The organism is Sphingobacterium corticibacterium (genome assembly GCF_004208525.1).
Taxonomy (GTDB): Bacteria; Bacteroidota; Bacteroidia; order Sphingobacteriales; family Sphingobacteriaceae; genus Sphingobacterium; species Sphingobacterium corticibacterium.
On record NZ_SGIT01000002.1, the window covers coordinates 377,431 to 401,388 of the forward strand.

Sequence of the window (23,958 nt, forward strand, 5' to 3'; positions counted from 1 at the left end):
ATGAAAAAAGTCCGGGTATTGGTTATACGCTTCTCGGCAATGGGAGATGTGGCTATGGTAGCTTCTGTCTTGCGAGAGCTTAGCGCTCAACATAAGCAGATAGAACTCATCATGGTAAGCCGTCCGCAGTTTGCTGCATTTTTTGAAGGCATTCCTAATCTTATCTTCCATCCCATCTTTCCGGATCATCAACATAAAGGCCCCAAGGGGCTATGGCGACTTTTTAACGAGCTCAAAAAATATGAAATTGACTATGTAGCCGATCTGCATAACAATATCCGCTCACGCATTCTCACGCTATTTTTTAAAACGGCGGGCTATCATCTAGCTATACTCGATAAAGCGCGCCATCGAAAAAAAGAGCTGACCAGAAAAAGACATAAGATTTTCAAACCACTACGTACTACCGTGGAGCGCTATGCTGACGTATTCCGAGCACTCGGATTTTCATTAAAATTAAACCACCACCAGCTACAGCGAGAAGAACGCCCCGTACCCGAGGATTACCACACTTCATTAACATCTGAAACCATTAAAATCGGTATCGCTCCATTTGCCCAGCATCCTTACAAAGTATGGACGCTAAGTCATTGGGATACTATTTTCAAAACATTTCCAGCTTCTGCCTATACTTTTTTCATCTTCGGTGGTGGAAAACAGGAGTTAGAAACGGCAGCAACATGGAGTGCGCAATATCCACATGTATACAACACCATTGGCCAATTGGGATTAACGGGCGAGCTTGATCTCATAAGTCACTTAAACGTGATGATCAGCATGGATTCTTCCGGTATGCATATGGCCTCTTTAGTGGGCACACGCTGTATATCAATATGGGGAGCAACACATCCCTATGCAGGCTTCTTGGGATATGGACAATCTACAGCAGATTGCATTCAGGTAGAACATCCCAATCGCCCTAGTTCCATATATGGAAACAAATCCTGTATTTGTAACGGTATAGAAGCTATTGAGTTAGTAACACCCCAGATGGTTGTGGATAAGATTCGCAGCTTATAAAGCACGGTATCCTCAAGGTGTTTGAGTATATAAAAAGAAACGCTTCTTCTTTCCGAATGTATAAGCTAGCTGGGACACCAGGATTAATGGCGTGCGCTCTATTTTTCTGGACAACGACCGCCAATAATAAGCCAAATTCTTCTTTTTATTCCCCCAGGAATCCTCCCACCAGTGGATGGCCAGCGTATTTGGGGTGACACAACTTTCATGGAATGTTTCCATCCACGAAAAGGGATAAAAATAATCTTTCGTGAGGACGAGTACATCCGTTAATCGTTGGGTTTTATAGGTATCCACGCCATATTTATTCATCAACACTTCTGTCGAAACAACAGGGGCAGCCATAGGGTGATATTTCATACGCTGCAGCTTTTCGGTCTCTTGCAAGCAAAGTTCTATAAAGCTATTTCCTGGCTCACATCCGATAACGGCCGTATTAAACGGAAATTTCGACACACCGATTTCTGTCTGAAACCCGATGAATGCTTTTTCGTTAAGCAAACTATCAAAGGCTTTTATCACCTCCACATCGGTATCGAAATAAATTCCCCCTCGTTTAAACAACACATACAAACGCATATAATCAGCGATAAATGCCCATCGCTTCTGCTTGTATAAGATTTTCAGAAAAGGCATGCTGTCAAATGGTGTATTGGATTCGTCCCATCTTATAATTTCATAATCCGGCAGAAACGTTTCCCACGATTTAATACACTTTTGAATGGTTTCACTATATTTCCCACCCCCATACCAACAAAAATGAATTATTTTAGGAATCATCGTTTTACTTTCTAATTTATTTATCTTTGCCCACACGTAGACAAAATGCATAGCATTCACGAACCAAATGCATTGAGCTCATCCATGCTGTTAAAAACAAAGATAAATGAATACTATGAATAATGCCTAAAGAAAAAATTATCACGCGTAATTTAATAATATGGGGATAAGCGGACTGGTTATCACATTCAACGAAGAGAAGTACATCGAAAAATGTATAGTAGGTTTACAGAAAGTCTGTGATGAAATCATCATTATAGACTCTAATAGCCAAGACGAAACTGTCGAAATCGCTACCTCTCTGGGAGCAACCGTTATTTCTCAGCCTTTTTTGGGAGACGGTCCACAACGAACCTTTGGACTTCAATTCTGCCAGCACGATTGGATACTGAATGTGGATACAGACGAGTTTTTGGACAAGGACTGTTTTCCATTTTTTGAAAAAAAAGAATATCTCCAACTCCCTTATGATGCCTATAGTTTCAAAAGAAGGAATTTTCTAAAAGATAAAGAGATAAATTTTGCGGATTGGTACCCGGATTATGCTTGTCGTTTTTTTAATAAAAACACCGCCCACCCCTCTTCCCATCATGTACATCAGCGCGTCGTCGCCACTAATCTCCACAAATCCGACATGCATTTAATACATTATGCTTGGGATAGTTTCCATCAATTGATTGCCAAAAAAAACCAATACACCGATTGGCAAGTGGCAGAATTTATCAAAAAAGAAAAAAAAGTAAATACCTTTTCACCTGTTATACATGGTGCTACAGCGTTCTTTAAAGCCTATTTTTTAAAAAAAGGTATATTTCATGGTATAGATGGTGTAACGTTTTCGTTAATTCAATCGTTTTTCTCTTATATGAAGTATGCGAAGATGTTGGAAGTACAACGCAACCAACGTAAAATATAGAGGTGGCATATATTTTGCACAATAATACTTCATTTTTAAGGATGTAGATTAAGATAGGGACTAAACACGACTATATGGCATATACTTTACCCACGATTAAACAGAGTACGAAACCTGCAAAAAACAAAAAAGCTGTAGCGTTATGTGTAGATAATGCGTATTTACCTTATGCTTCTTTTGTTTCGGGCCAGATTTTGGAAAAAGAGAAGCAGCGTGATTTCGACATTGTGATCTGTCTACCGGACACAGAAAAACTCCCGGTATCAATCCATGAAGATATACGTTATTGCACTGTTGATTTTTCAGCTATCAATGAACTCCCTGTTGGTCGCCTCTCATCAGCAACCTATCACAAGATATTTCTGCCCAGCATTTTTAAAGATCAATATGAGCAGATATTGTATCTAGATGCCGATGTTTACATAAATGCACCTTGCATTTCACAAATTTTAGACAGTAATAAAGACGGAAAGGGGTTGATGATGGCCATCGATATATCGGAGATCGAGCGCAAATCGGGCTTCAATTTCCACAATGCTTACCTAAATCGATATATTGCGCTAAAACATCAGTACAGAAATGCAGGCGTCATTTTATTTAATACCAAGCGTTTGCTCAAGATAGACTATTTGACGCAAATGATGGACTATGCGAAAAAGCATAGACATAAACTTTTACGGCACGATCAAACTTTGATCAACACCGTGCTTCATGACGAAATTGGATCTCTATCCTTTTTGTATAACTATCAGCTTATCGACACAACTATACCTTTATTAGAAGAATTTCAGCCTAAAATCCTACATTTTGTAGGGGAGCTCAAACCATGGAATACAGAAGAAGGCTTTATCGGCTCATTCCATACGGAATATGAGCACTACATCGGACAACATTTCCCTGCTCACCAGATTGACTCCAAAACAGAATTTGAGTTGAAGTTTGAGAGCCGTAAGAAAAAACGTAAATACAAGAATGTTGTTCGTGAGCAGCTGTCGCTAGGCGTATTTATCGGTAAAGAAAAGCTAAAGCATGTGCTTTCTTTCTTCGACGAGGAGTCTCCGGACAATGTGATGAATAACCCTAAAATACGCCGGATCCTGTCACGGTTCAGAAGTACGATTGACACCTCTATTTATGAGTGCGAAATAGGTGCTTCGAGAGGTGTATTATAATTTCTCCTGTCAAATAAGATAAAGGCTTTTACATGTTCAGCGATAAGACAATTATACTCGCAGTACACGAATACGCAAATTTTTCGACTACTATCAGAAAAGGTCTTGAACACCTGGGCTTTAAGGTAATAGTACTCGACACGCATCAACCTTCTTTTAAATATAAAAATTTAAGGGAACGCCTCCATAATTTTATACGAAAAACTTTTTTAAAGGATCGAAATTATAAGCAACAGCTTAGACAGAAAACTATTGAAGAAAAGCTACTGCAACAACTCGAGCCTCATACACATGCCGACTACGCTTTACTTATTCGAGCCGATATTTTACCAGAATCTGTCGTTGACACTATCAGAAAAAAAACGGATCTAGTAGCTGCTTACCAGTGGGACGGATTGAATCGTTTCCCAATAATTTACGATTATATACCTAAATTTGATCGCTTTTTTGTATTTGATGTAAAAGATTTATCAATAGGCGGCACCCTCCCTATTACTAATTTTTATTTTAATCACTTTAAGATTGATAATAAGCGTAAAACGGAGAACAAAGCTTTTTTTATAGGCAGCTATTTTGAACCTAGAAATCAAATTCTGAAAGATATTTCGCAAAGATTGCTAGATATGAGAGTTAAAACTGATATCTCCATTTTTAGCGAACATGAGCACGAGATAGAAAAAATACAAAATCTAGGCTTTTGTCATTTAGATACTACCATAAGCTACGAAGACAACTTGCGAAAAACAATATCTTCCAAGATATTAATTGATGTTCATATAAATGAACATAAAGGTCTTTCTTTTCGAATATTCGAAGCATTAGGATATGATAAAAAAATCATTACAACCAATAGCATCGTGAAATTGTACGATTTTTATGACGAAAACAATATCTTTGTGTGGGAAAACAACAATATGGGCAATTTAGAGTATTTTCTTAATGCGCCTTACAAAAAAGTCGCAAAGGAAATTAAAGAAAAATATGCTTTTGAAAATTGGATCCATTACGTTCTAGATGATGAAGAATATTATCCAATTAATCTTCCTAAAGAATATTAAGTAAAAAACTCATTCATGACACTATCTCACTCGAACATCCCTATTGTATCGATTATTATTCCTTGTTATAATCAGGCGGACTGGTTACCAGACACGCTTCTTTCAGTATATGAGCAGACGTTTACCAATTGGGAATGTTTAATTGTGAATGATGGATCTCCCGACGACACTGCCGAAATTGGAGAATTATGGGAACAAAAAGACTCTCGCTTCAAGCTTATTCAAAAAGAAAATGGAGGGTTAGGAAGTGCACGAAATTTCGGACTAGATCACTCCCAAGGTAAATACGTTTTATTTTTAGATTCAGATGATCTAATTTCCCGGACCAAACTGGAAACGAGTATAAAAATTTTTAACGAAGATAATGCTGACGTTGTAGTAACCAACTTCTATCATCTTATAAATGATAAAGTAAAACCACCTTTTTGTAGGCTACAACAGGATTTCCTTTCTTATGAAAATATTTTGCTCAAATGGGATTATGAATTCTCAATCCCAATTCATTGTGGAATTTTCAAGAAGGAGCTGATTAATGAAACACGTTTTAACGAAACTTTGAAAGCAGGCGAAGACTGGATATTTTGGTTAGCCTTGTTCAAAAACAATCCTAAAGCAGTCTATATAGATGAAGAACTTGTGTGTTACAGATTACACAAAAAAGGTGTGACTCGAAACCCCGAGGTTATGCTTGAAAACAAAAGGTTAGCACATATCTATATTTTCAAAGATTTAGATGATAATTCCAAAATAGCTTTTTTTGATAGATTTTCTTACCGCACACTTTTACTTTACGAAAGGGATAGAAAAAAAATAGAGAAAAGAAAGCTAAAAAACATAATCAAACGTCTTTTTGGCCATTAAGTACCTTTCATATACAAACTAAATCGTAGAAAAATAAAATATCTAATACGTGTAATGAAATGAAAAAACAATTGAAAGCTCTACGAAAATCGATTCTATATACATATACAATATTTTTTAACTCCTTTGTTAGAAAGCAAAGGAAAAGTCCTAACAGCATTCCTGTAATTATTATAAACTTTAATCAGCTTGGAAATTTAAAAAAGCTAATTGATTTCCTTTTAGAAAGAAAAATAGAGAACATTGTTATCGTTGACAATAAATCAAATTACCCTCCTTTACTAGAATATTATAAAACAATTCAACAGGAAGTAAAAGTTGAGATAATGGACAAAAATTATGGGCACATGGTTTTTTTTGAAAACGAACGACTTCAAAAAAAATATGGGCGTGGTTATTATTTTGTTACAGATGCTGATATCTTGCCAAACCCAGATTTACCAAACGACTTTATTAAGACAATGATAAATAAAATGGATAAGTACAACAAGAAAATTGTAAAGGTGGGCTTTGCATTAGATATTGATACTATACCCGACTATTACCCTTTAAAAGAGAAAGTAATCAATTGGGAAAAACAATATTGGACAAATGAACTGGAAAAAAATATTTTCTTTGCGTTAGTCGATACAACTTTCGCTTTGTACAAACCTCAATATCCGTCCAAGTTCAAAGTAAAACCTCTTCAATTCTACGACGCTATTCGGATTGGTGGGAATTTCACTTGCAAACACATGGGGTGGTATCTCAATCCCCAATCCCTTACAGAAGAGGAGGTTCATTATATGAAAACTTCGTCAACATCCAATTCATGGAAGTTTGATGAGGAGGGAAATTTAGATTCCCCCTCAGCATATTAAATACCATTATTTTTTATTCAAAACTTACCTATCAAAAATTGATTTATAAAAATTTGGTTTGAAAAGACGATAGAATAATTTTCTATACCAAATGCCGTAATATCTCGTCTCATACTTTCTCACCTTCTTTCTGAGATAAAATACTTCATTCCTAATTTTAAACAATTCGTTAACGCTCAAGCCCTCTTTTTGATAAAGCGTATAATGTTTTTTATAGATGTAAAGTTGAGCTTGTTCCGATATATTATTAATTTTATTTAAGTCTGTCTTTGAATCCTTAGAATGTCTTCTTCGATAATAAAATAGAGGCTCTTCAATTTTAACTACATTTTCATTGTATCTAGTGTATCTAATCCATAATTCCCAATCTTCTGCATACGGAAGAGATGTATCACACATACCAACAGCTTGAAAAATATCTCTTCTTATAAGTGCTGTAGCGGGGATACTGTTGTCAATCAATATTTCATTTGGGGAATAATCAGGAATATCCAAAAGCCCATTCTCCGCCTCAAAAAGAATAGTATTGGTATATACTAATCCAACCTCTGGATTCTCAGCGAATTTACTATAACATGCTTCAAGATATGTCGGTGCAAACAAATCATCACCGTCTAGGAAAACTATATATTCTCCCGACGATTGTAGAAATCCCGTATTTCTTGCAGATGAGGATCCTTTGTTCTCTTGCTCACAAACAATTATATTCGATTGCTGAGAAGCAATATTCTTCACTATATCCGCCGTATTATCTGTCGCACCGTCAATTACTACTATCACTTCAAACGATGGGTAAGTTTGCTTAATTACAGACTCTAATGTTTCTTGTATTGTCTTTCCTACATTGAAACAGGGTATGATTACGCTTACTAAGGGTTTACTCATATAATTTAACATCACTTGCTTATAGTTATAAACGATCCTCCTATAAGTTTTGATACACTATAAGTGAAATTTAGAATCCTCACAAAGGAATAAGAAAATACAACAACCACTCTCTATCATCGCAAAAATAGTACTATATTTGGTATTGTGATCAATAAATCTTTGCTCCGAAGAAAGTAGCATTTCCCAATACACAATAAAGGTTTTTGATTCACTGGTTAATGATTAATTTATGAAACTAAGTATTATTACAGTAAATCTTAATAATATTGAGGGGTTAAAAAACACACTCAAATCCATAAAACATCAAACTTATAAAGAATTTGAATTAATTGTAATAGATGGAGCTTCCGACGATGGAAGTGTGAATATAATTAAAGAGTCTTCTATAATAGACATCTGGATTTCTGAAAAAGATAAAGGTGTTTATGATGCAATGAACAAAGGAATAGAGAAAGCGTCTGGAGATTATCTCTTATTTCTTAATAGTGGAGATTTACTTTTCAACGAAGGTGTTCTCGAAGAGATTATTCCGAAGCTCACTTCAGAAGCTATCATTTATGGTAACATCCAAATTATAGGGCACAAAAGTAAACCTACACATATACACCATTATCCGAAAACTTTAACTTTTAAACATTTTTTTGTGGGGTCTTTAGGCCATCCTTCTACATTCATACGTAGAGATTTGTTTGAAAAATACGGTACATATGAAACAAAATATACTATTGTTGCTGACTGGGCATTCTTCACAAAGATAATCATAGGCAAACAGGTATCTACCAAATATATCCCGGATGTAATTTCTAGTTTTTATATGGATGGTATGAGTTCAGATCCAAAAAATAGAAATATTATAGATGCCGAACAAAATGCATTCTTAAAAGAAGAATTCCCTTTGTTTTATAATGACTATATAGAATATTTTAAACTCGAAGATAAGTTAAAAAGACTTCGGACGTCCAAAGGGTTTCGTTTGCTAAAGGCAATTGGCGTAAAAAAATTTCAGTGAATACAATTGTTTGTGACAGATAGGGATAGATAATCTCTATTCATTATGGTTTATTCCTAAAGCCTTTTAATTTAATATTTTCTATTTACGATCGCGGCGCATAAAACACAATATCGCAATTTGTATAATTCATATAATTCTTCTTTTTAGGAGTAAAAAATAATCTAAGTGTGCAGGGGATCTTCAATATAACCAATTAATTCTATTCAAGAAACGGCTCATTATAAAAAAAGAAAATGAGATTTAATATAAATACGTTAACTTGCGTAACCGCAAAAAATAGATTTTTACGGTTATAGATAAACAAATGAATACATTACAAATTAAACAAACATTCTTTTTTGCCCTATCGGTTGTCATTGCACTAAGTTCCTGTAAAAAAACAACTCTCGATAACCCGGAAACGATAGATCCAGAATTAGCGGAAAAGATAGAACTCGAATTTTCCGTAAAGAACCTTAGGGACGATGAAAATAATATAGATAAGGAAGGATACAACGATTATAACTTTTTAGGTTACGGATACGACATAACAGGTAAATGTGCAGATGCTACTTCTGTAAGAGAACCGGTGATCAATACCCCGGACTTCGTAAAAGATCATACCGGTCGTTTCGTCGTTGCACGTCTTTTGAGCTCAACTTTCACCCCCATATATGCTACTGACGCAGAACAGTTCACCAAAAACCTAACACATGTTTTCTTAAGACAGCATGAACCGCACAGTTATAGCTATTTTAAAGGAAATATCGTCCACGCATTCCCCGAAACAGAGGTAACCTCAGGCAATTATTTGTATGGTCTTTATGAACTAGAAATGAAATACCGTAGATTGTCATTGAATGCTTACGACCGTCTACTAACTCCTTACGTAACGGAGAGCTTTAAATATGATTGTCAGTCACTAAGTGCTCACGAACTTATAGAGAAATACGGCACACATGCGTTAATTTCATTAGAAATTGGAGCAAAATTAAGCATCAACTATCAAGCCCAATATAAAAAAGAAAGTAGGCGTCAAGCTGTGGAAAATAGTTTTAGAATAGGCTTGAAAGAATGTTTTGGATTATTTTCCGGATTTCTCGATCCGGTTGACTCAACGGCATTAAAGGGAGTGACAAACCCTAAAATAGCTTTCGAAGTAGTTGGCGGCGACCCCTCTAAAATTAAAATCGAAGAAAAAGCTGGGAAAAATCTTTTTGTGACAATAGATGAGTGGAGAGAAAGCGTCACCGAAGAGAATGCTAGATTCGCATATTTAGATGGATTAGAAAATTTATTACCCATTTCTGATCTCATTGAGGATGTAAAGAAAAAACAAGAAGTGGAAGAGTATATTCACAAATATATTAGAACCAATGAAGTTAAACTAAATTAAATCAGTCTTATACAAAAAATACATACCACACAAAACAAAATTAACCCATAGTAAAATAAAATTCCCTTAAAAGGGCTTTGAAAAGTCGAAAATAACTTTCCAAAAACTCACCACGGTAACTTTTCCAACTCAAAGTTTGTTTTTGGAAAGTGACCACGGTCGTTCGTACAAAACAAACTTTCTTTTTGAAAAATCAAACGCTCGTTTTTTTAGATGACCGTGGTCATTTTGAGGAATCTGAACACAAAAAAGCCGGCATCCTAAGATACCGGCCTACCTGATTAAACCAAAAGACGAACCTACTCGCTTTTCCTGAAAGTTAAATCCGTTATCGCCTTTTTGATACGCGCACCGTTATGGAACAGTATCCGTTTCTGCTGGATATTGGCAGCGGTTACTTCCTCTGCCGTCTCACTGCCGACGCTACTGGTCCCTAAACGGAAAGAGCCCAGTCCACCCAAACGGATGATATAGCCCTGCGAGATATTGCGCGGGATTTCCCGCACTAGGCTGTACAATACCGCCATCACATCCGCCTCGTTAATCGAAGATGCATGGGATATGTCCGAAGCCAGATCCTCTAAAGTGATCTCGCCGCTGCTTACCGGACGTGCGTAGAACTTCTTAGGGGCAGCCGCATCCTGCGGGTTGCCGATTTCCTGTACATTGAATTTAATTGCCATAATACTAAAATTTAAAAGTTTAAAAAAATGTTTGTCGGCTTCGGTCTACTCCTTCATCGGCGAGCTCTTTCCTTTTTAGGCGTTTCCCGTTACCTTGTTCTCGTTGTTCAGCTCCTCGCGAGGGAATGAACAACACAAACCTATAGATGGCACTTCCAAAAATTAAATTTTGATAGGATTTGATAGGATTTGATAGAAATTGATAAGATTTGATAAAAATTCTATCCCTATTTTGTGCTACTGTTGATATGTACGATCTACTCCTCGCGAGATAAACGAACAGCACAAACATAGGGTATCCTCAGAATTGCTTGAGCAAAATGACCACAAATGGGCACAAATGGGTTCAAATGGGCACAAATAACGACGACAATAACGTTACTTGAGGTAATTGTATTTTGTATAAACTGACTAAAACAGTATCTTTACTCTAGCAGATGCAAACCATTGTTACGGATATAATTTAGATGAAAATTGTCAAATTTTTAGGCGGACTTGGAAACCAAATGTTCCAATACGGATTTTATCTCGCCCTACAGAAAAAATTTAAAAAAGTCAAAGCTGATCTAAGCGATTTCGAAACCTATCCGCTTCATAATGGATTCGAGCTGAACGACATTTTCGACATCAATCTGAATATCGTGTCCAAATTCGATTTAAATCTCTACCTTCCCCATAATAGAAAATGGATTTGGCGTAAACTAAGAAGGTTATATAATACTAAACAAGCCTACATCGAGGAAACGATGCCATTTGCTTACAATAAAACAATCTTTAGCGATAAACAAAATCGATATTATTGGGGGTATTGGCAACATATCGATTACGTCAATATGGTCGCAGAAGAACTTCGTGAACATTTTCAGTTTCCGCAAATTACCGACATTAAAAATAAAGAGCTTATTCAACATATTCAGCAGCGTAATAGTGTTTCCCTTCACGTCCGTCGTGGAGATTACCTCATCGCGTCAAATCAACACCTGGGAAGTATATGTGACAATGCCTATTACGAGAAAGCGATCACTTATATAAACGAAAAGACGGACTCTCCCCTCTTTGTTATTTTTTCCAACGATATTCCTTGGTGTAAAGAAACGTTTAACAACATAGATGCTATTTTCGTAGATTGGAATACCGGAAACCAGAGTTATATAGACATGCAGTTGATGAGTTTATGCAAGCACAATATTATCGCCAACAGCAGTTTTAGCTGGTGGGGTGCTTGGCTGAACAACAATCCTGACAAAATCGTGGTATCTCCAAATAAGTGGATTAACGAAACGCGTCCGAACACGGATGGACGTGGCCTCATCTTAGATAGTTTCGTTATTTTTTAAACAAATTCTCATATTCTTTTATAAGAAAAAATACACAAACTGAACCAAAATAAAATTATATTTGCTGATATAAAGCCGTATCGATTAATTACAGACCGATGACAACAGTGATTAGTTTTGCAATGCACTCTCCATTATTTGTATAGGGAATACTTTTCAGTTGACATATTATGCCTAAAATTACAGTATTTATGGCAGCATACAATGCCGCGCCATTTATCTCGCAAGCTATCGCGAGTGTATTGAACCAAACTTTCGAAGATTTCGAATTGCTGATTGTGAACGACGGCTCTACGGACAATACCACAGCGATTGTCCGCAGTTTCACAGATCCTAGAATCAGGTTAATTGAGAATGAAAGCAACAAAGGACTCTCTTTTACAAGAAATGTCGCTCTCATAGAAGCCAAAGGCGAATTTATGGCCGTGCTCGACAGTGATGATATTGCCCACCCCAACAGGTTGGAAATACAAATCCAGCATTTCCTAAACCGGCCTAAATTAGCTGTTTTGGGAGGATACGCTTATGTCATCGATCATACCGGATGTAGAACAGGACAAGAGATGATCCCCATTTGTGGAACAAACACACTTCATGCGGGTTTGCTGTTCTATAATTCGTTTGTACACTCCACCGTTATGTTACGTATGTCCGCTTTCACAGAAGTGGGTGGTTACCCAGCTTATGTTGCCGCCGAAGACTACGGACTATTTTCAAGAATAGCCCTAAAGTATGAAGTTGACAACATTCCCGAATACCTCGTGGAATACAGAATACATGGAAATAATATCTCTTTGCAAAAAAAGGATATATTGGAAGCTCACCTTAACGATATTCTTGTTTACCAACTGGATAAACTGTTACCATCTATCACGAACCTGGATCCAGCGATATTACTTTCGCCCGTTATGGGTAGCAAATATTCTCCAAAAGAATACTATACTCTTTATCGTGAGATCATTCTCGAAAACAGGAAACACAAACAGTATCCTATTACAGAACTGGAACGCATCTTTTTTAATAATTGGTATGCCATTGTAATGGAAAAAGGAAAATCCAAGACCCTTCCACTGTTTCTTAGCAAACCTATTTTTAATTCGCAGTATGTGACTGCTAAACAAATCCGAAAAACATTTAAACTGTCGCTGAAATATCTGCTGGGAATCCGACGATCGCAAGGAGATATGATCAAAACACCTTCATTGCATTAACATCTTTTTTATCTCCCTTTAAGAAAAATAGCCTATATTTGAGATTCATTACTATCGTACATGGTGCGATATAGGCCATATATTGATCATTAGGGTTTCTTCTCCTACGGTCAATCCATAATAAAAGCGTTATCAAACTGTTTTTCCCACAAGACTATTGCATACGCAATAAATGGGCAAATATCCATCATACAGTGGTATAACGCCAAATGAGAGAGTAAAACATGTCGGACAAACGTAAAAATAAGATAAAAATAACTGTTTTCATGGCGGCGTACAACGCAGCAGATTATATAGCCACATCTATTGAGAGTGTATTAACACAAACATACCCCCACTTTGAACTCTTAATTGTAGACGATGGCTCTACAGATAACACAATCCAAATTGCTCAAAGTTTCGATGATTCTCGCGTTCGCCTGATTGAAAATGGCGAAAACAAAGGTCTTCCTTTTACCCGAAATGTTGCTCTCGAAGAGGCACAAGGTGAGTTTATCGCCGTGTTAGACAGCGATGACATTGCTTTCCGGAACAGGCTAGAAATACAACTCCAGCATTTTCTAGATCGACCTAAATTGGCATTATTGGGTGCATGCGCCTATATAATAGATAAGGATGGTAATCGTACGGGAGAAAAGATGATACCCATCTGCGATTCTGAAAAACTTCATGCAGAGCTCCTGTTCCACAACTCTTTTGTTCACTCTACTGTCATGTTCCGCACCGCGGTTTTCCGCGAAATGGGCGGATACCCCAATCATCCAGTCGCTCAGGATTACGGATTGTTTTCTCGGATAGCGTTAAAATACGAAGTCGATAATATTCCCCAGTACCTAGGTGAATACCGCATACATGACAACAATATCACAGACCGGAAAAGACATCTTGCCGACACGCAACTACGGGCCATCCTATTTTATCAACTGGACAAATTAATCTCACATGCAGATGATATTGAGCTAGATATACTTCGTAAGCCGGTTATCGGGAGCAAATATACACCTAAAGAGTACCACGCACTTTACACAGAAATTATTCTTCAAAACCGTAAACGAAAACAATATCCCATTAAGGAACTGGAGCAAATCCTTTACAACAATTGGTATATGATTGTGATGGAGAAAGGAAAATCCAAAACCTTTCCACTCTTACTTCGCAACCCTATCTTTAACAGACGATACGTTACTGCGAAACAAATCAGAAAAACATTCAAACAGTCGTTAAAATATTTGCTGGGTATCATTAGCTAAGAGAATTGCTGAAAGAACTGCAGAAAAAACGTAAATATTTCCGAGATTTGCCGAACGGTCGACGATGTTTGGCATTCCCTTTCTGATAAGAAGGGAATGGTTCTTTCTATCTTGTGATTACTTTTTCATAACAAGTGATCCCTTTTTTCCATCCGGTGATTCCTTTACGGGAAAAAGGAAACGGTCTAAACGATAACGTATCCCCTTTGCGTGATCAGGTGATCGCTTCGCTGTGTTTACCATTCGCTGTATCGTAAATGGTATCCCCTTTTCCGAAGAATGTGTTCCCTATAGAATATTCAGTAAACACTTAACGCCACCAAGTAGTTCCCTATTGGTGTAAAGGAAATGGTATATTCTATCGAGTGATCCCTTTCCGGCATTCAGTGTTTCCCTTCTGGTATAAGGTATCCCCGTATTGGTACAAAGGGAACGGTTCTTTCCAAGAAGTATTCCCTTTATACGATTAAGTGACTCCTTTTTAATGCTAGGTGTTCCCTTTCTCCGATAAAGCGTTTGGTATTTAGAGGAAAAGGGAACACATTATTTGATACAGTATTCCCTTTTCAGCTAAAAGCTTTCCCTTTCTGGGATATAGTGTTCCCGTTATAGGAGAAAGGGTTCGGTCAACGTCATAAACCGTACGATTTATGGGGCTATTTTGGGGCAGTATATTATTGACAGTATTGTAGCAAAATGAGGCTTTTTTAGTTTATTCGAACACTGTCCGTATTATCCGAAAATGAAAAAGTGATCGCTGACGACATAAAAGTGTCCACGAACGCGCCGTCTGTGTTAACTAACATATCAACGATTGTAAAAATAAAAGAATAATAATGCTACAATTTATAACGCAAGAAAGCCGAACAAAATAAAATGTTCGGCTTTCTTTGCTATTAGTTTTTAGCAAGGGCTATTTCAGTTTTTCGACCTGTTCAACCGTAAGTCCTAAATCTTCGGCTATATCTTCTACTGGAAGCCCTCTCTTTTTTAAATTCAACGCAGACTTCAGTTTTTCAGCTAACTTTTCAGCCTCGGCTTTGGCACGTTCTTCTTTGCGAGCCTTTTCCTCACCTTCTTGACGAGCATAGTCAAGCACTGCTTTATTATCCCACTTGCGTTTTAAACTAACATCGTACATTTTGCGTTCCTCCTTATTCAATTTGCTGTATTCAGCGATCTCAAATAATTTCTTGAAGATAGGCTTCTTTAGATAGGTCGATAATTTGTTCATCGATGACATATTCTTCAACACATACATCCATTGCTCCAAATCGCTCTCTAATTCCCCCTCTTCCTTTTCAAAATTAATCAATTTATCATTAATGTTTATTTTCAATGGAATGATAGAGCCCTTCGGGGTTCTATGTAAATAAATCCCAAATATTCATAGAATATTTTCCCTGTATCCCTATTACACAGGCAAATATCGTACAGAAAATCCTTGTCGTCCTCTCCATCGGGCATTGCAAAACCCTCCATTAATACGATGACATACACTTCCGTTACGGCATAGTTCCATTCCTTGCGGTTAACTTTCGGAGCTTGATCAGCTATGAGTTTGCTACCATAATATAGCATCCGGCGTTTAAGGTTGACCTGCGAACTCCGCTGAACTTCGATAATAAACTGTTCTCCGTTATCTGCCGTACAGGTGAGATCAAAAATAACCGTACCCGTTTCCTCTGCTTCACCAACATGTTCGTTTTTGTTGTATACCAAATCCGCTATGGTCTTCCTTCCCCGAAACAGGTCATTGAGCAATGCAATGAGAAAGTCCCGGTTTACTTCTGTTCCGAAAAGCCGATTAAAGCCATAATCCGTTGTCGGGTCTATGTATTTTGAGTGTTGCATGGCATTGTAGCCGCGACAGCTTCGGTCAATGACTTTATTCTTATCACTCGAAATACCACTGATTTCAGTAAGTTTACGAATTTACAAGTAGTCAATCCATATGACATAGGTTAATGGGTTACGCACGCTCGGTATCGCGATAGGTCAGATCAACAATATCTTTACGTCCCCGAAAGATGATGTTTAGAAAATTGATCAGATTTTTCTTATCTCTAAATAGGGGTTTTAATATAAGCAAGGGCGCCTGAAGCCGATAAATACAAGCAATAATGACAGGCTAATATCAATTTTTATTTTTAAAACTGACAAAATGAATCGTTTTTATTATCTTCAAGGCGAATCATAACGAATGGAATATAGTTTGTAGAGAAAAGAAAAATAGCGAAAGAATTAAAAAGAAATAAAGACTATGTATTGGATTATATTTATTGGGATTGCGGTTATCAGTTGGATCGTACAATCGAGGTTTAAGAACAAGTTTAAAAAATATTCAGAATTTCCGTTAAGTTCAGGACTTTCAGGAGCTGAAATTGCACAAAAAATGCTCCATGAAAATGGAATCTATGACGTGAAAGTACTAGTCGCCAATGAAGGTGGTCTGTCCGACCACTATAATCCGGCAAATAGGACGGTAAATTTAAGCAACGAAGTATACTACGGCCGCAGTGTAGCCGCTGCAGCTGTAGCCGCACACGAATGCGGCCATGCTGTACAGCACGCTACGGCTTATTCTTGGTTGCAGTTCCGTTCGGCGATGGTTCCTGTGGTGAGCATAGCTTCCAGATTGACATCGTGGGTGTTAATAGGCGGTGTATTGCTAATGGCTTTTAGTGGAAACCCTTGGGTATTAGCAGTTGGTGTAGGCGCATTGTTCTTGACAACGTTATTCGCTTTTGTGACCTTGCCGGTGGAATTTGATGCTTCCGGCAGAGCATTAAAATGGTTGGAAACAGCGAATGTAACACACAGCCGGGATGAACATGATGGCGCAAAAGATGCATTGAAATGGGCAGCAATGACTTACGTTGTAGCGGCATTATCAGCACTGGTAACGTTACTATATTATGCTTATATCCTTTTCGGAAGAAGAGATTAATTGCTGGAGGTGTGTCCTACACCTCCATTAAAACCAAAAATGCGGCCGGATACGTCGCATTTTTGGTTTTATAGCGGATTCGCATGGTTTGATGAAATAAAATTCGACACTATTTTGTAACTTTGGCACTTAGCACATTTTAAGACGAGAAATAAACATGTTTCAGAATTTACAGGATAAACTGGATAGGGCCTTTAAGGTATTAAAAGGGCAAGGAAGTATCACTGAAATAAACGTCGCAGAGACGATGAAAGAAATTCGCAAGGCATTATTGGATGCCGACGTGAATTATAAAACAGCCAAAACATTCACCGATGAGGTAAAGCAAAAGGCCTTGGGTCAGAATGTACTCACCAGCATTTCTCCTGGGCAATTGCTGACTAAAATTATGAATGATGAACTGACCTCCCTTATGGGGGGAACAGTCACGGATCTGGATATAACACATAACCCTACGGTCATCTTGATTGCCGGTTTGAACGGTGCTGGTAAAACCACATTCTCGGGTAAACTGGCAAACTATCTTCGTGATAAAAAAGGCAAGAAACCATTATTAGTTGCGGGAGACGTTTATCGTCCGGCTGCAATAGATCAACTGCAAGTATTGGGCGAGCAGGTAAATGTACCTGTCTACGTTAACCGCGAATCAACTGATCCCATTGCTATTGCACAAGAAGGCGTAGCGGAAGCCAAACGCAACGGAAACAATATCGTCATCATCGATACGGCTGGCCGACTTGCCATTGACGAAGCCCTGATGACAGAGATAACTGCGGTGAAAGAAGTGACACAACCGCACGAAATTCTATTTGTCGTCGATGCGATGACAGGCCAAGATGCTGTTAATACCGCCAAAGCGTTCAACGACCGTTTAGACTTCACGGGTGTAGTTCTCACAAAGTTAGATGGCGACACCCGTGGTGGTGCTGCACTTTCGATCAAATCCGTAGTCAATAAACCGATCAAGTTTATCGGTACAGGCGAAAAGATGGAAGCGCTTGATGTATTCCATCCCGACCGTATGGCATCCCGCATATTAGGGATGGGTGACGTGGTTTCGTTGGTAGAACGAGCCCAACAACAGTTTGACGAAAAAGAAGCCGCGGAATTACAAAAGAAAATCCGAAAAAATAAATTCGACTTCAACGACTTTAAATCGCAGATTCAACAGATTAAGAAAATGGGAAATATGAAAGACTTAATGGGTATGATTCCCGGGGTCGGAAAAGCCATTAAAGATGTTGAAATAGATGATAATGCTTTTACACCGATTGAAGCCATTATAGACTCTATGACACCTTACGAACGCGAAAATCCAGATGCGATCGACACGAAACGACGCATGCGTATCGCGAAAGGTTCGGGAACAGATATCAACGAGGTGAACAAGCTCATGAAACAATTTGCCGACATGCGTAAAGTGATGAAGCAAATGTCTAATCCGGGCATGGCTGCTAAGATGATGCGCAATATGCCTAAAATGCCAGGCAAACCTTTTTAAATAATATTTTGTAATTTTGTACTATGGATGACCCCGCGCAGCTGTCAGAATACGGAAAGATACTATTAATCGCAATAGTAGGTATCCTCTTGGTATGCGTAACCATTTTGTTGGCCAAAATACTATCGCCGAAAAAACCAAATCCCGAAAAACTAAGTACATACGAATGTGGCGAAGAAGCCATCGGCACAGCTTGGGTACAAATAAACCCTCGGTTTTATGTCATTGCTTTGGTCTTTCTATTGTTTGATGTAGAATTGATTTTCGTATTTCCTTGGGCTACGGTTTTTGGAAACAAGGAATTTATCGCCGCCGATGGGCGTTGGGGCTGGTTCACATTGGTGGAAATGGGCATGTTTTTAGGCATTCTGATCGTCGGATTGGTATATGTATGGAAGCGCGGAGACATTTCATGGATCAAACCTGCACATATACAACCTCGTGTTTCCGTCGGCATTCCGGCCACGGCCTATGAACAATTGAATAGCAAAAAATATCAGGTTCGTAACTACAAGGAATCTGTATCTTCTGAAACAGCCGATACCGATACAAAAGTAGCGCGCACTGCAGGGCTAGGATTTCGACCAAAATTCAAAAAATCAACTGATTAGAACATGGATGCAGGACAAAATCAAGCACAAAGTGGAGGCGTAATCATTGCAAAAATGGATGATTTACTGAATTGGGCAAGGCTGTCATCTATGTGGCCCGTCAGTTTTGGAATCGCTTGCTGTGCCATTGAGATGATGGGTGCCATGGCTTCGACATACGACTTGGATCGATTAGGTGTATTTCCGCGTCCGTCCCCCAGACAATCAGACGTGATGATTATTGCCGGCACCGTAACCTTTAAAATGGCAGATAGGATAAAAAAACTTTACGAACAGATGCCGGAACCCAAATACGTCATATCGATGGGCTCCTGCTCCAATTGTGGGGGGCCGTATTGGCAACATGGTTATCACGTAGTAAAAGGGGTTGATAGAGTTATTCCTGTAGATGTATATGTACAAGGTTGCCCACCTAGACCAGAGGCATTAATAGGCGCATTTTTAGAACTTCAAAAGAAAATAGAAACAGAGAATATATTACAAGATCAATATTTTTCTGAACAGGCTTAATATATTTTTTTAAACACTATGGCAAAAGATTTTTATGGCGAGTTGCAATTAGGTATTCTTGGCGGTGGCCAGTTAGGCCGCATGCTTATTCAAGAAGCCATCAATTACAACGTAAACGTGCATATATTAGATCCTGATAAAAATGCACCTTGCCGTAAATTATGTAACCGCTTTGAATGTGGTTCATTGAGTGATTTCGAAACCGTCTATAATTTTGGCAAGGATTTGGACATGATTACGATCGAAATCGAAAAAGTGAATGTAGATGCCTTGGAAAAACTTGAGGACGAAGGTGTCGTGGTATATCCACAATCCCGAATCATTCGATTGATTCAAGACAAAGGCATGCAAAAACAATTTTTTAAACAGAACGATATTCCGACAGCCGCTTTTCAGCTTATTTCCAATAAAGAAAATTTATACGAAACGGCTATCCCATTACCCTATATGCAGAAGCTTCGCAAGGACGGCTACGATGGCAAGGGTGTAAAGAAAATCAATAGTACAGCAGAAATAGAGCAGGCTTTTGAAGAGCCTTCTTTGGTGGAAGAGTTGGTGGATTTTGAAAAAGAGATTGCGGTAATTGTTGCCAGAAATGATAAAGGAGATGTATCCACCTTTCCGTTGGTGGAGATGGAGTTTAATCCCGATGCCAATTTGGTAGAGTTTTTGATTTCACCATCGACATTACCCTTTGAAATCCAAACACAAGCCGATGAAATTGCAAAGAAGATAGCGGAGGATTTACAAATTGTCGGTCTCCTAGCAGTGGAAATGTTTCTCACAAAAGAAGGTGAAATTTTGGTAAATGAACTTGCTCCTCGCCCTCACAATAGCGGCCATCATACCATCGAGGGCAATATGACATCACAATTTGCACAGCATTTACGTGCGATATTCAATTTGCCTTTAGGAGCAACAACAGCCCGAACAAATGCCGTGATGATAAATCTATTGGGCGAACCGCGGTATGAGGGGCTCGCTAAATATGAAGGCGTAGAGGATGTGCTCGCCGTTGAAGGTGTATTTGTCCATTTATATGGAAAAAAATATACAAAACCTTTCCGCAAAATGGGGCATGTATGCATTATAAATGACGACCGCGAGTTAGCGATAAAAAATGCACGTTGGGTGCAAGAAACATTGAAGGTAAAAGCTTAAAAATGAATCAAGAAAATATGGCGAAAGTAGGTATAATCATGGGAAGTAAATCCGACCTTCCCGTTATGCAAGATGCTATCGAAGTTTTAAAAAAATTAGGAGTGACTTTTGAAGTCTCCATTGTTTCTGCTCATCGTACACCCGAGCGTATGTACGAATATGCGAAGTCAGCTGCAACACGTGGGTTGAAAGTCATTATTGCTGGTGCCGGTGGGGCTGCTCATCTTCCAGGTATGGTTGCTTCTATTACGCATTTACCTGTGATCGGTGTGCCGGTAAAATCCTCCAACTCTATTGATGGTTGGGATTCCGTACTTTCTATATTACAAATGCCTAATGGAATTCCGGTAGCAACGGTCGCGCTAAATGCTGCGAAAAATGCCGGAATTTTAGCTGCTCAGATTTTAGCAACTTCTTCGGAAGAATTAGCAAAATCTGTTTTAGCTTTTAAAGCAGATTTGAAAGCCAAAGTAGAAGAAACGGCTACAGAAGTAGAGAATATGGGATTCTAACCCATATTCAACAGCATATTATGCTCTTCAATCATTTTACGCAAATTATTGAGGGCATAACGCATACGTCCTAATGCTGTATTGATACTTACATCCGTGATTTCGGCAATTTCTTTGAAGCTCATATCACAAAAATGACGCATGATCAGTACCTCCTTTTGGTCATCAGGTAATTTTTGAATAATCTTCCGTAAATCTATGTCGCGTTGATTCGTCATTAATTTGGATTCCGCGTTGTCATCGGCGAATTCCAATACACCAAAAATATCATACCCATCACTACTCACTACAGTCGGGCTCCGCTTTTCTTTCCGAAAATGGTCGATCACCATGTTTTGCGCAATACGTACTACCCAAGGCAAAAATTTACCTTCCTCGTTATATCGCCCGGATTTTAATGTTTTGATCACCTTTATAAAGGTTTCCTGAAAGATATCTTCTGCGAGATATTCGTCTTTCACTTGTAGGTAGATGGATGTATATATTTTCGACTTATATCTATTCAGCAATACCTCTATCCCCGTTTCATCCCCTGCCACATAAGCCTGAATTAACTCAAGGTCACTTTTTTCTTTTAATGTTTTCATAGTAAATCCCCAGATTTATGTTTGAATTTATTTTAAAGAGTAAAGTGTTTTATAGGCGTCCTTTCGTTTGTATAAACATATTTCAAAGCAAATGAAAAATAACGAAGATTCAAATTAAACGATTATATTTTAACATTTATTCACACATCTTTCGCTTTTCTCGATATAACAATTAAGTCCTTGAAATGGTTTATTTTATTTACCTTTTTTATCGTCGAAACAATAAAAAAGGTGAGCAAAAAGCATGCTCACCTTTTTTATAAAGCTAATATTATGTTATCATTTACTTATACAATGGAAATTGTGCCATCAAGGCTTTCACTTTGCCATGAATAGCATCTAAAGCACTTTCATTCGCCCGATTTGCCAATGCTTCATCAATAAGCTCACCGATCTGTATAATTTCGTTTTCTTTGAGACCACGTGTGGTAACAGCAGCTGTTCCAAAACGTACACCTGAGGTAACAAATGGTGAACGTGTATCAAAAGGAACCATATTTTTATTCGTAGTAATGCCAGCTTTGCCTAATACCGCTTCAGCCTCTTTTCCAGAAATATCCTTGTTACGCAAATCAACCAACATCAAATGGTTGTCTGTACCTCCGGAAATGATCTTGTAATCACGGTCAACAAAGAATTGCGCTAAAGCCTGTGCATTTTTACGCACTTGTTTAGCATATTCCAGGTATTCATCACTCAGTGCCTCACCATATGCAATAGCTTTCGCTGCAATCGTATGTTCCAAAGGCCCTCCTTGTGTGCCAGGGAATACAGCTAGATCCAGCAACTGTGTTATGGTACGGATTTCTCCTTTTGGTGTTTTAATACCCCATGGGTTTTCAAAATCCTGACCAACCATAATCATACCACCGCGAGGACCACGCAACGTTTTATGTGTAGTGGTGGTTACGATATGACAATGTGGAAGTGGATCGTTCAATAAACCTTTTGCTATTAATCCTGCAGGATGCGATATATCCGCTAATACAAGTGCTCCGATCTCATCGGCCACCTTACGGATACGAGCGTAGTCCCAATCACGTGAATACGCCGAAGCACCACATATGATCATTTTGGGTTTTTCGCGCAATGCAGTTTCCTCTAATTGCTCATAGTCGATAAGCCCCGTATCTTCCTTTACTCCATAAAATAACGGCTGGTAAATTTTACCCGAAAGATTCGCAGGCGAACCATGGGTTAAATGTCCACCATGAGATAGATCAAGTCCTAAAATCTTATCACCGGGTTGAATCGTTGCCAAGAAAACCGCGGCATTTGCCTGCGCACCGGAGTGAGGCTGTACGTTTACCCATGCAGCACCAAACAATTTTTTTGCACGGTCGATAGCAATCGCTTCAATTTCGTCAACCACTTCACAACCTCCGTAGTAACGCTTTCCGGGTAAGCCTTCCGCATATTTGTTCGTTAAGACCGAACCGGCTGCTTCCATTACTTGTTTACTGACAAAGTTTTCTGAAGCGATCAATTCGATGCCTTCTTCTTGACGCTTTAGCTCATCGGCTATGAGGTTAAAAATGACCTGATCTCTTTCCATTGTGTTATTGTTAAGGAGTATTATAAAAACTTTTAAATTTCGACGCAAAAGTACATATAAATCCATAAAAAATTTAGGAATGTTTTATTATTGTCAAAAATAGACGGTTTCCAAAAGCTTCTTTAAAAGAAAGATGTAAATTTGTAAC

The 23,958-nt window shown here is 38.2% G+C and carries 24 protein-coding genes; 17 read left to right on the plus strand and 7 right to left on the minus strand.

Annotation, left to right across the window (positions count from 1 at the left end; all coding sequences use genetic code 11):
• Positions 1 to 1,020, plus strand: a complete 1,020-nt coding sequence (locus tag EWE74_RS10350; RefSeq protein ID WP_130141474.1) for a glycosyltransferase family 9 protein — start codon at positions 1 to 3, stop codon at positions 1,018 to 1,020.
• Between the two features lie 12 nt (positions 1,021 to 1,032).
• On the opposite strand, the gene EWE74_RS10355 is transcribed toward EWE74_RS10350, so the two are convergent.
• A complete protein-coding gene (locus EWE74_RS10355; RefSeq protein WP_165384688.1) occupies positions 1,033 to 1,800 on the minus strand; it encodes a glycosyltransferase family 32 protein in 768 nt (255 codons plus the stop codon).
• Between the two features lie 160 nt (positions 1,801 to 1,960).
• Between EWE74_RS10355 and EWE74_RS10360 the strand changes: the two genes are divergently transcribed.
• The 5 genes from EWE74_RS10360 to EWE74_RS10380 all read left to right on the plus strand — a co-directional run bounded on the left by EWE74_RS10360 (position 1,961) and on the right by EWE74_RS10380 (position 6,667).
• Positions 1,961 to 2,716, plus strand: coding sequence for a glycosyltransferase family 2 protein (locus EWE74_RS10360; protein WP_130141476.1), 756 nt, complete (start codon positions 1,961 to 1,963; stop codon positions 2,714 to 2,716).
• 74 nt (positions 2,717 to 2,790) lie between these two features.
• Positions 2,791 to 3,888, plus strand: coding sequence for a glycosyltransferase family 8 protein (locus EWE74_RS10365; protein ID WP_130141477.1), 1,098 nt, complete (start codon positions 2,791 to 2,793; stop codon positions 3,886 to 3,888).
• Positions 3,889 to 3,920: 32 nt separating this feature from the next.
• The gene (locus EWE74_RS10370) at positions 3,921 to 4,946 is read left to right on the plus strand and encodes a CgeB family protein (protein WP_130141478.1); all 1,026 of its coding nucleotides are present in this window, start codon (positions 3,921 to 3,923) and stop codon (positions 4,944 to 4,946) included.
• A 15-nt stretch (positions 4,947 to 4,961) separates the two neighbouring features.
• A complete protein-coding gene (locus EWE74_RS10375; RefSeq protein ID WP_130141479.1) occupies positions 4,962 to 5,807 on the plus strand; it encodes a glycosyltransferase family 2 protein in 846 nt (281 codons plus the stop codon).
• 59 nt (positions 5,808 to 5,866) lie between these two features.
• The gene (locus EWE74_RS10380; RefSeq protein ID WP_130141480.1) at positions 5,867 to 6,667 is read left to right on the plus strand and encodes a glycosyltransferase; all 801 of its coding nucleotides are present in this window, start codon (positions 5,867 to 5,869) and stop codon (positions 6,665 to 6,667) included.
• Between the two features lie 24 nt (positions 6,668 to 6,691).
• On the opposite strand, the gene EWE74_RS10385 is transcribed toward EWE74_RS10380, so the two are convergent.
• On the minus strand, positions 6,692 to 7,552 hold the full coding sequence (locus tag EWE74_RS10385) for a glycosyltransferase family 2 protein (RefSeq protein ID WP_165384689.1): 861 nt from the start codon (positions 7,550 to 7,552) through the stop codon (positions 6,692 to 6,694).
• Between the two features lie 232 nt (positions 7,553 to 7,784).
• Between EWE74_RS10385 and EWE74_RS10390 the strand changes: the two genes are divergently transcribed.
• Entirely contained in the window at positions 7,785 to 8,564 is a 780-nt protein-coding gene (locus EWE74_RS10390) for a glycosyltransferase family 2 protein (protein WP_130141482.1), read from the plus strand.
• A 307-nt stretch (positions 8,565 to 8,871) separates the two neighbouring features.
• Positions 8,872 to 9,942: an MAC/perforin domain-containing protein gene (locus EWE74_RS10395; RefSeq protein WP_130141483.1), complete on the plus strand. Its 1,071-nt coding sequence runs from the start codon at positions 8,872 to 8,874 to the stop codon at positions 9,940 to 9,942.
• 299 nt (positions 9,943 to 10,241) lie between these two features.
• Here the strand turns inward: EWE74_RS10395 and EWE74_RS10400 are convergent, their stop codons facing one another.
• Positions 10,242 to 10,625, minus strand: a complete 384-nt coding sequence (locus EWE74_RS10400) for an HU family DNA-binding protein (RefSeq protein WP_130141484.1) — start codon at positions 10,623 to 10,625, stop codon at positions 10,242 to 10,244.
• Positions 10,626 to 11,092: 467 nt separating this feature from the next.
• Here EWE74_RS10400 and EWE74_RS10405 point away from each other — a divergent pair, with 467 nt between their 5' ends.
• The 3 genes from EWE74_RS10405 to EWE74_RS10415 all read left to right on the plus strand — a co-directional run bounded on the left by EWE74_RS10405 (position 11,093) and on the right by EWE74_RS10415 (position 14,423).
• Positions 11,093 to 11,962: an alpha-1,2-fucosyltransferase gene (locus EWE74_RS10405; RefSeq protein WP_130141485.1), complete on the plus strand. Its 870-nt coding sequence runs from the start codon at positions 11,093 to 11,095 to the stop codon at positions 11,960 to 11,962.
• A 170-nt stretch (positions 11,963 to 12,132) separates the two neighbouring features.
• A complete protein-coding gene (locus tag EWE74_RS10410; RefSeq protein WP_130141486.1) occupies positions 12,133 to 13,173 on the plus strand; it encodes a glycosyltransferase family 2 protein in 1,041 nt (346 codons plus the stop codon).
• A 266-nt stretch (positions 13,174 to 13,439) separates the two neighbouring features.
• Complete coding sequence (locus tag EWE74_RS10415; protein ID WP_165384691.1) at positions 13,440 to 14,423, plus strand: glycosyltransferase family 2 protein; 984 nt, start codon at positions 13,440 to 13,442, stop codon at positions 14,421 to 14,423.
• Positions 14,424 to 15,336: 913 nt separating this feature from the next.
• Here the strand turns inward: EWE74_RS10415 and EWE74_RS21445 are convergent.
• Positions 15,337 to 15,738: a PD-(D/E)XK nuclease family transposase gene (locus tag EWE74_RS21445; protein WP_262708748.1), complete on the minus strand. Its 402-nt coding sequence runs from the start codon at positions 15,736 to 15,738 to the stop codon at positions 15,337 to 15,339.
• Positions 15,739 to 15,758: 20 nt separating this feature from the next.
• Entirely contained in the window at positions 15,759 to 16,277 is a 519-nt protein-coding gene (locus tag EWE74_RS21450) for an Rpn family recombination-promoting nuclease/putative transposase (RefSeq protein WP_262708749.1), read from the minus strand.
• 409 nt (positions 16,278 to 16,686) lie between these two features.
• Between EWE74_RS21450 and EWE74_RS10425 the strand changes: the two genes are divergently transcribed.
• From EWE74_RS10425 to purE, 6 genes are all read left to right on the plus strand, one after another.
• Positions 16,687 to 17,373: a zinc metallopeptidase gene (locus EWE74_RS10425; protein WP_130141488.1), complete on the plus strand. Its 687-nt coding sequence runs from the start codon at positions 16,687 to 16,689 to the stop codon at positions 17,371 to 17,373.
• A gap of 157 nt (positions 17,374 to 17,530) precedes the next feature.
• Complete coding sequence (gene ffh, locus EWE74_RS10430; RefSeq protein WP_130141489.1) at positions 17,531 to 18,874, plus strand: signal recognition particle protein; 1,344 nt, start codon at positions 17,531 to 17,533, stop codon at positions 18,872 to 18,874.
• A gap of 23 nt (positions 18,875 to 18,897) precedes the next feature.
• Positions 18,898 to 19,485, plus strand: coding sequence for an NADH-quinone oxidoreductase subunit A (locus EWE74_RS10435; RefSeq protein WP_130141490.1), 588 nt, complete (start codon positions 18,898 to 18,900; stop codon positions 19,483 to 19,485).
• A gap of 3 nt (positions 19,486 to 19,488) precedes the next feature.
• Complete coding sequence (locus EWE74_RS10440; RefSeq protein WP_130141491.1) at positions 19,489 to 19,995, plus strand: NADH-quinone oxidoreductase subunit B; 507 nt, start codon at positions 19,489 to 19,491, stop codon at positions 19,993 to 19,995.
• A gap of 18 nt (positions 19,996 to 20,013) precedes the next feature.
• Positions 20,014 to 21,156 carry a 5-(carboxyamino)imidazole ribonucleotide synthase gene (locus tag EWE74_RS10445; RefSeq protein WP_130141492.1) on the plus strand — a complete coding sequence of 381 codons (1,143 nt, stop codon included), beginning with the start codon at positions 20,014 to 20,016 and terminating at the stop codon, positions 21,154 to 21,156.
• 2 nt (positions 21,157 to 21,158) lie between these two features.
• Positions 21,159 to 21,668, plus strand: a complete 510-nt coding sequence (gene purE, locus EWE74_RS10450) for a 5-(carboxyamino)imidazole ribonucleotide mutase (RefSeq protein WP_130141493.1) — start codon at positions 21,159 to 21,161, stop codon at positions 21,666 to 21,668.
• Here the strand turns inward: purE and EWE74_RS10455 are convergent.
• Positions 21,665 to 22,255 (minus strand): RNA polymerase sigma factor, encoded by a 591-nt coding sequence (locus EWE74_RS10455; protein WP_130141494.1) that lies wholly within the window; start codon positions 22,253 to 22,255, stop codon positions 21,665 to 21,667. The genes purE and EWE74_RS10455 overlap by 4 nt on opposite strands.
• A 283-nt stretch (positions 22,256 to 22,538) precedes the next feature.
• Positions 22,539 to 23,810, minus strand: coding sequence for a serine hydroxymethyltransferase (gene glyA, locus EWE74_RS10460; protein WP_130141495.1), 1,272 nt, complete (start codon positions 23,808 to 23,810; stop codon positions 22,539 to 22,541).
• Between the last annotated feature and the right edge of the window lie 148 nt (positions 23,811 to 23,958).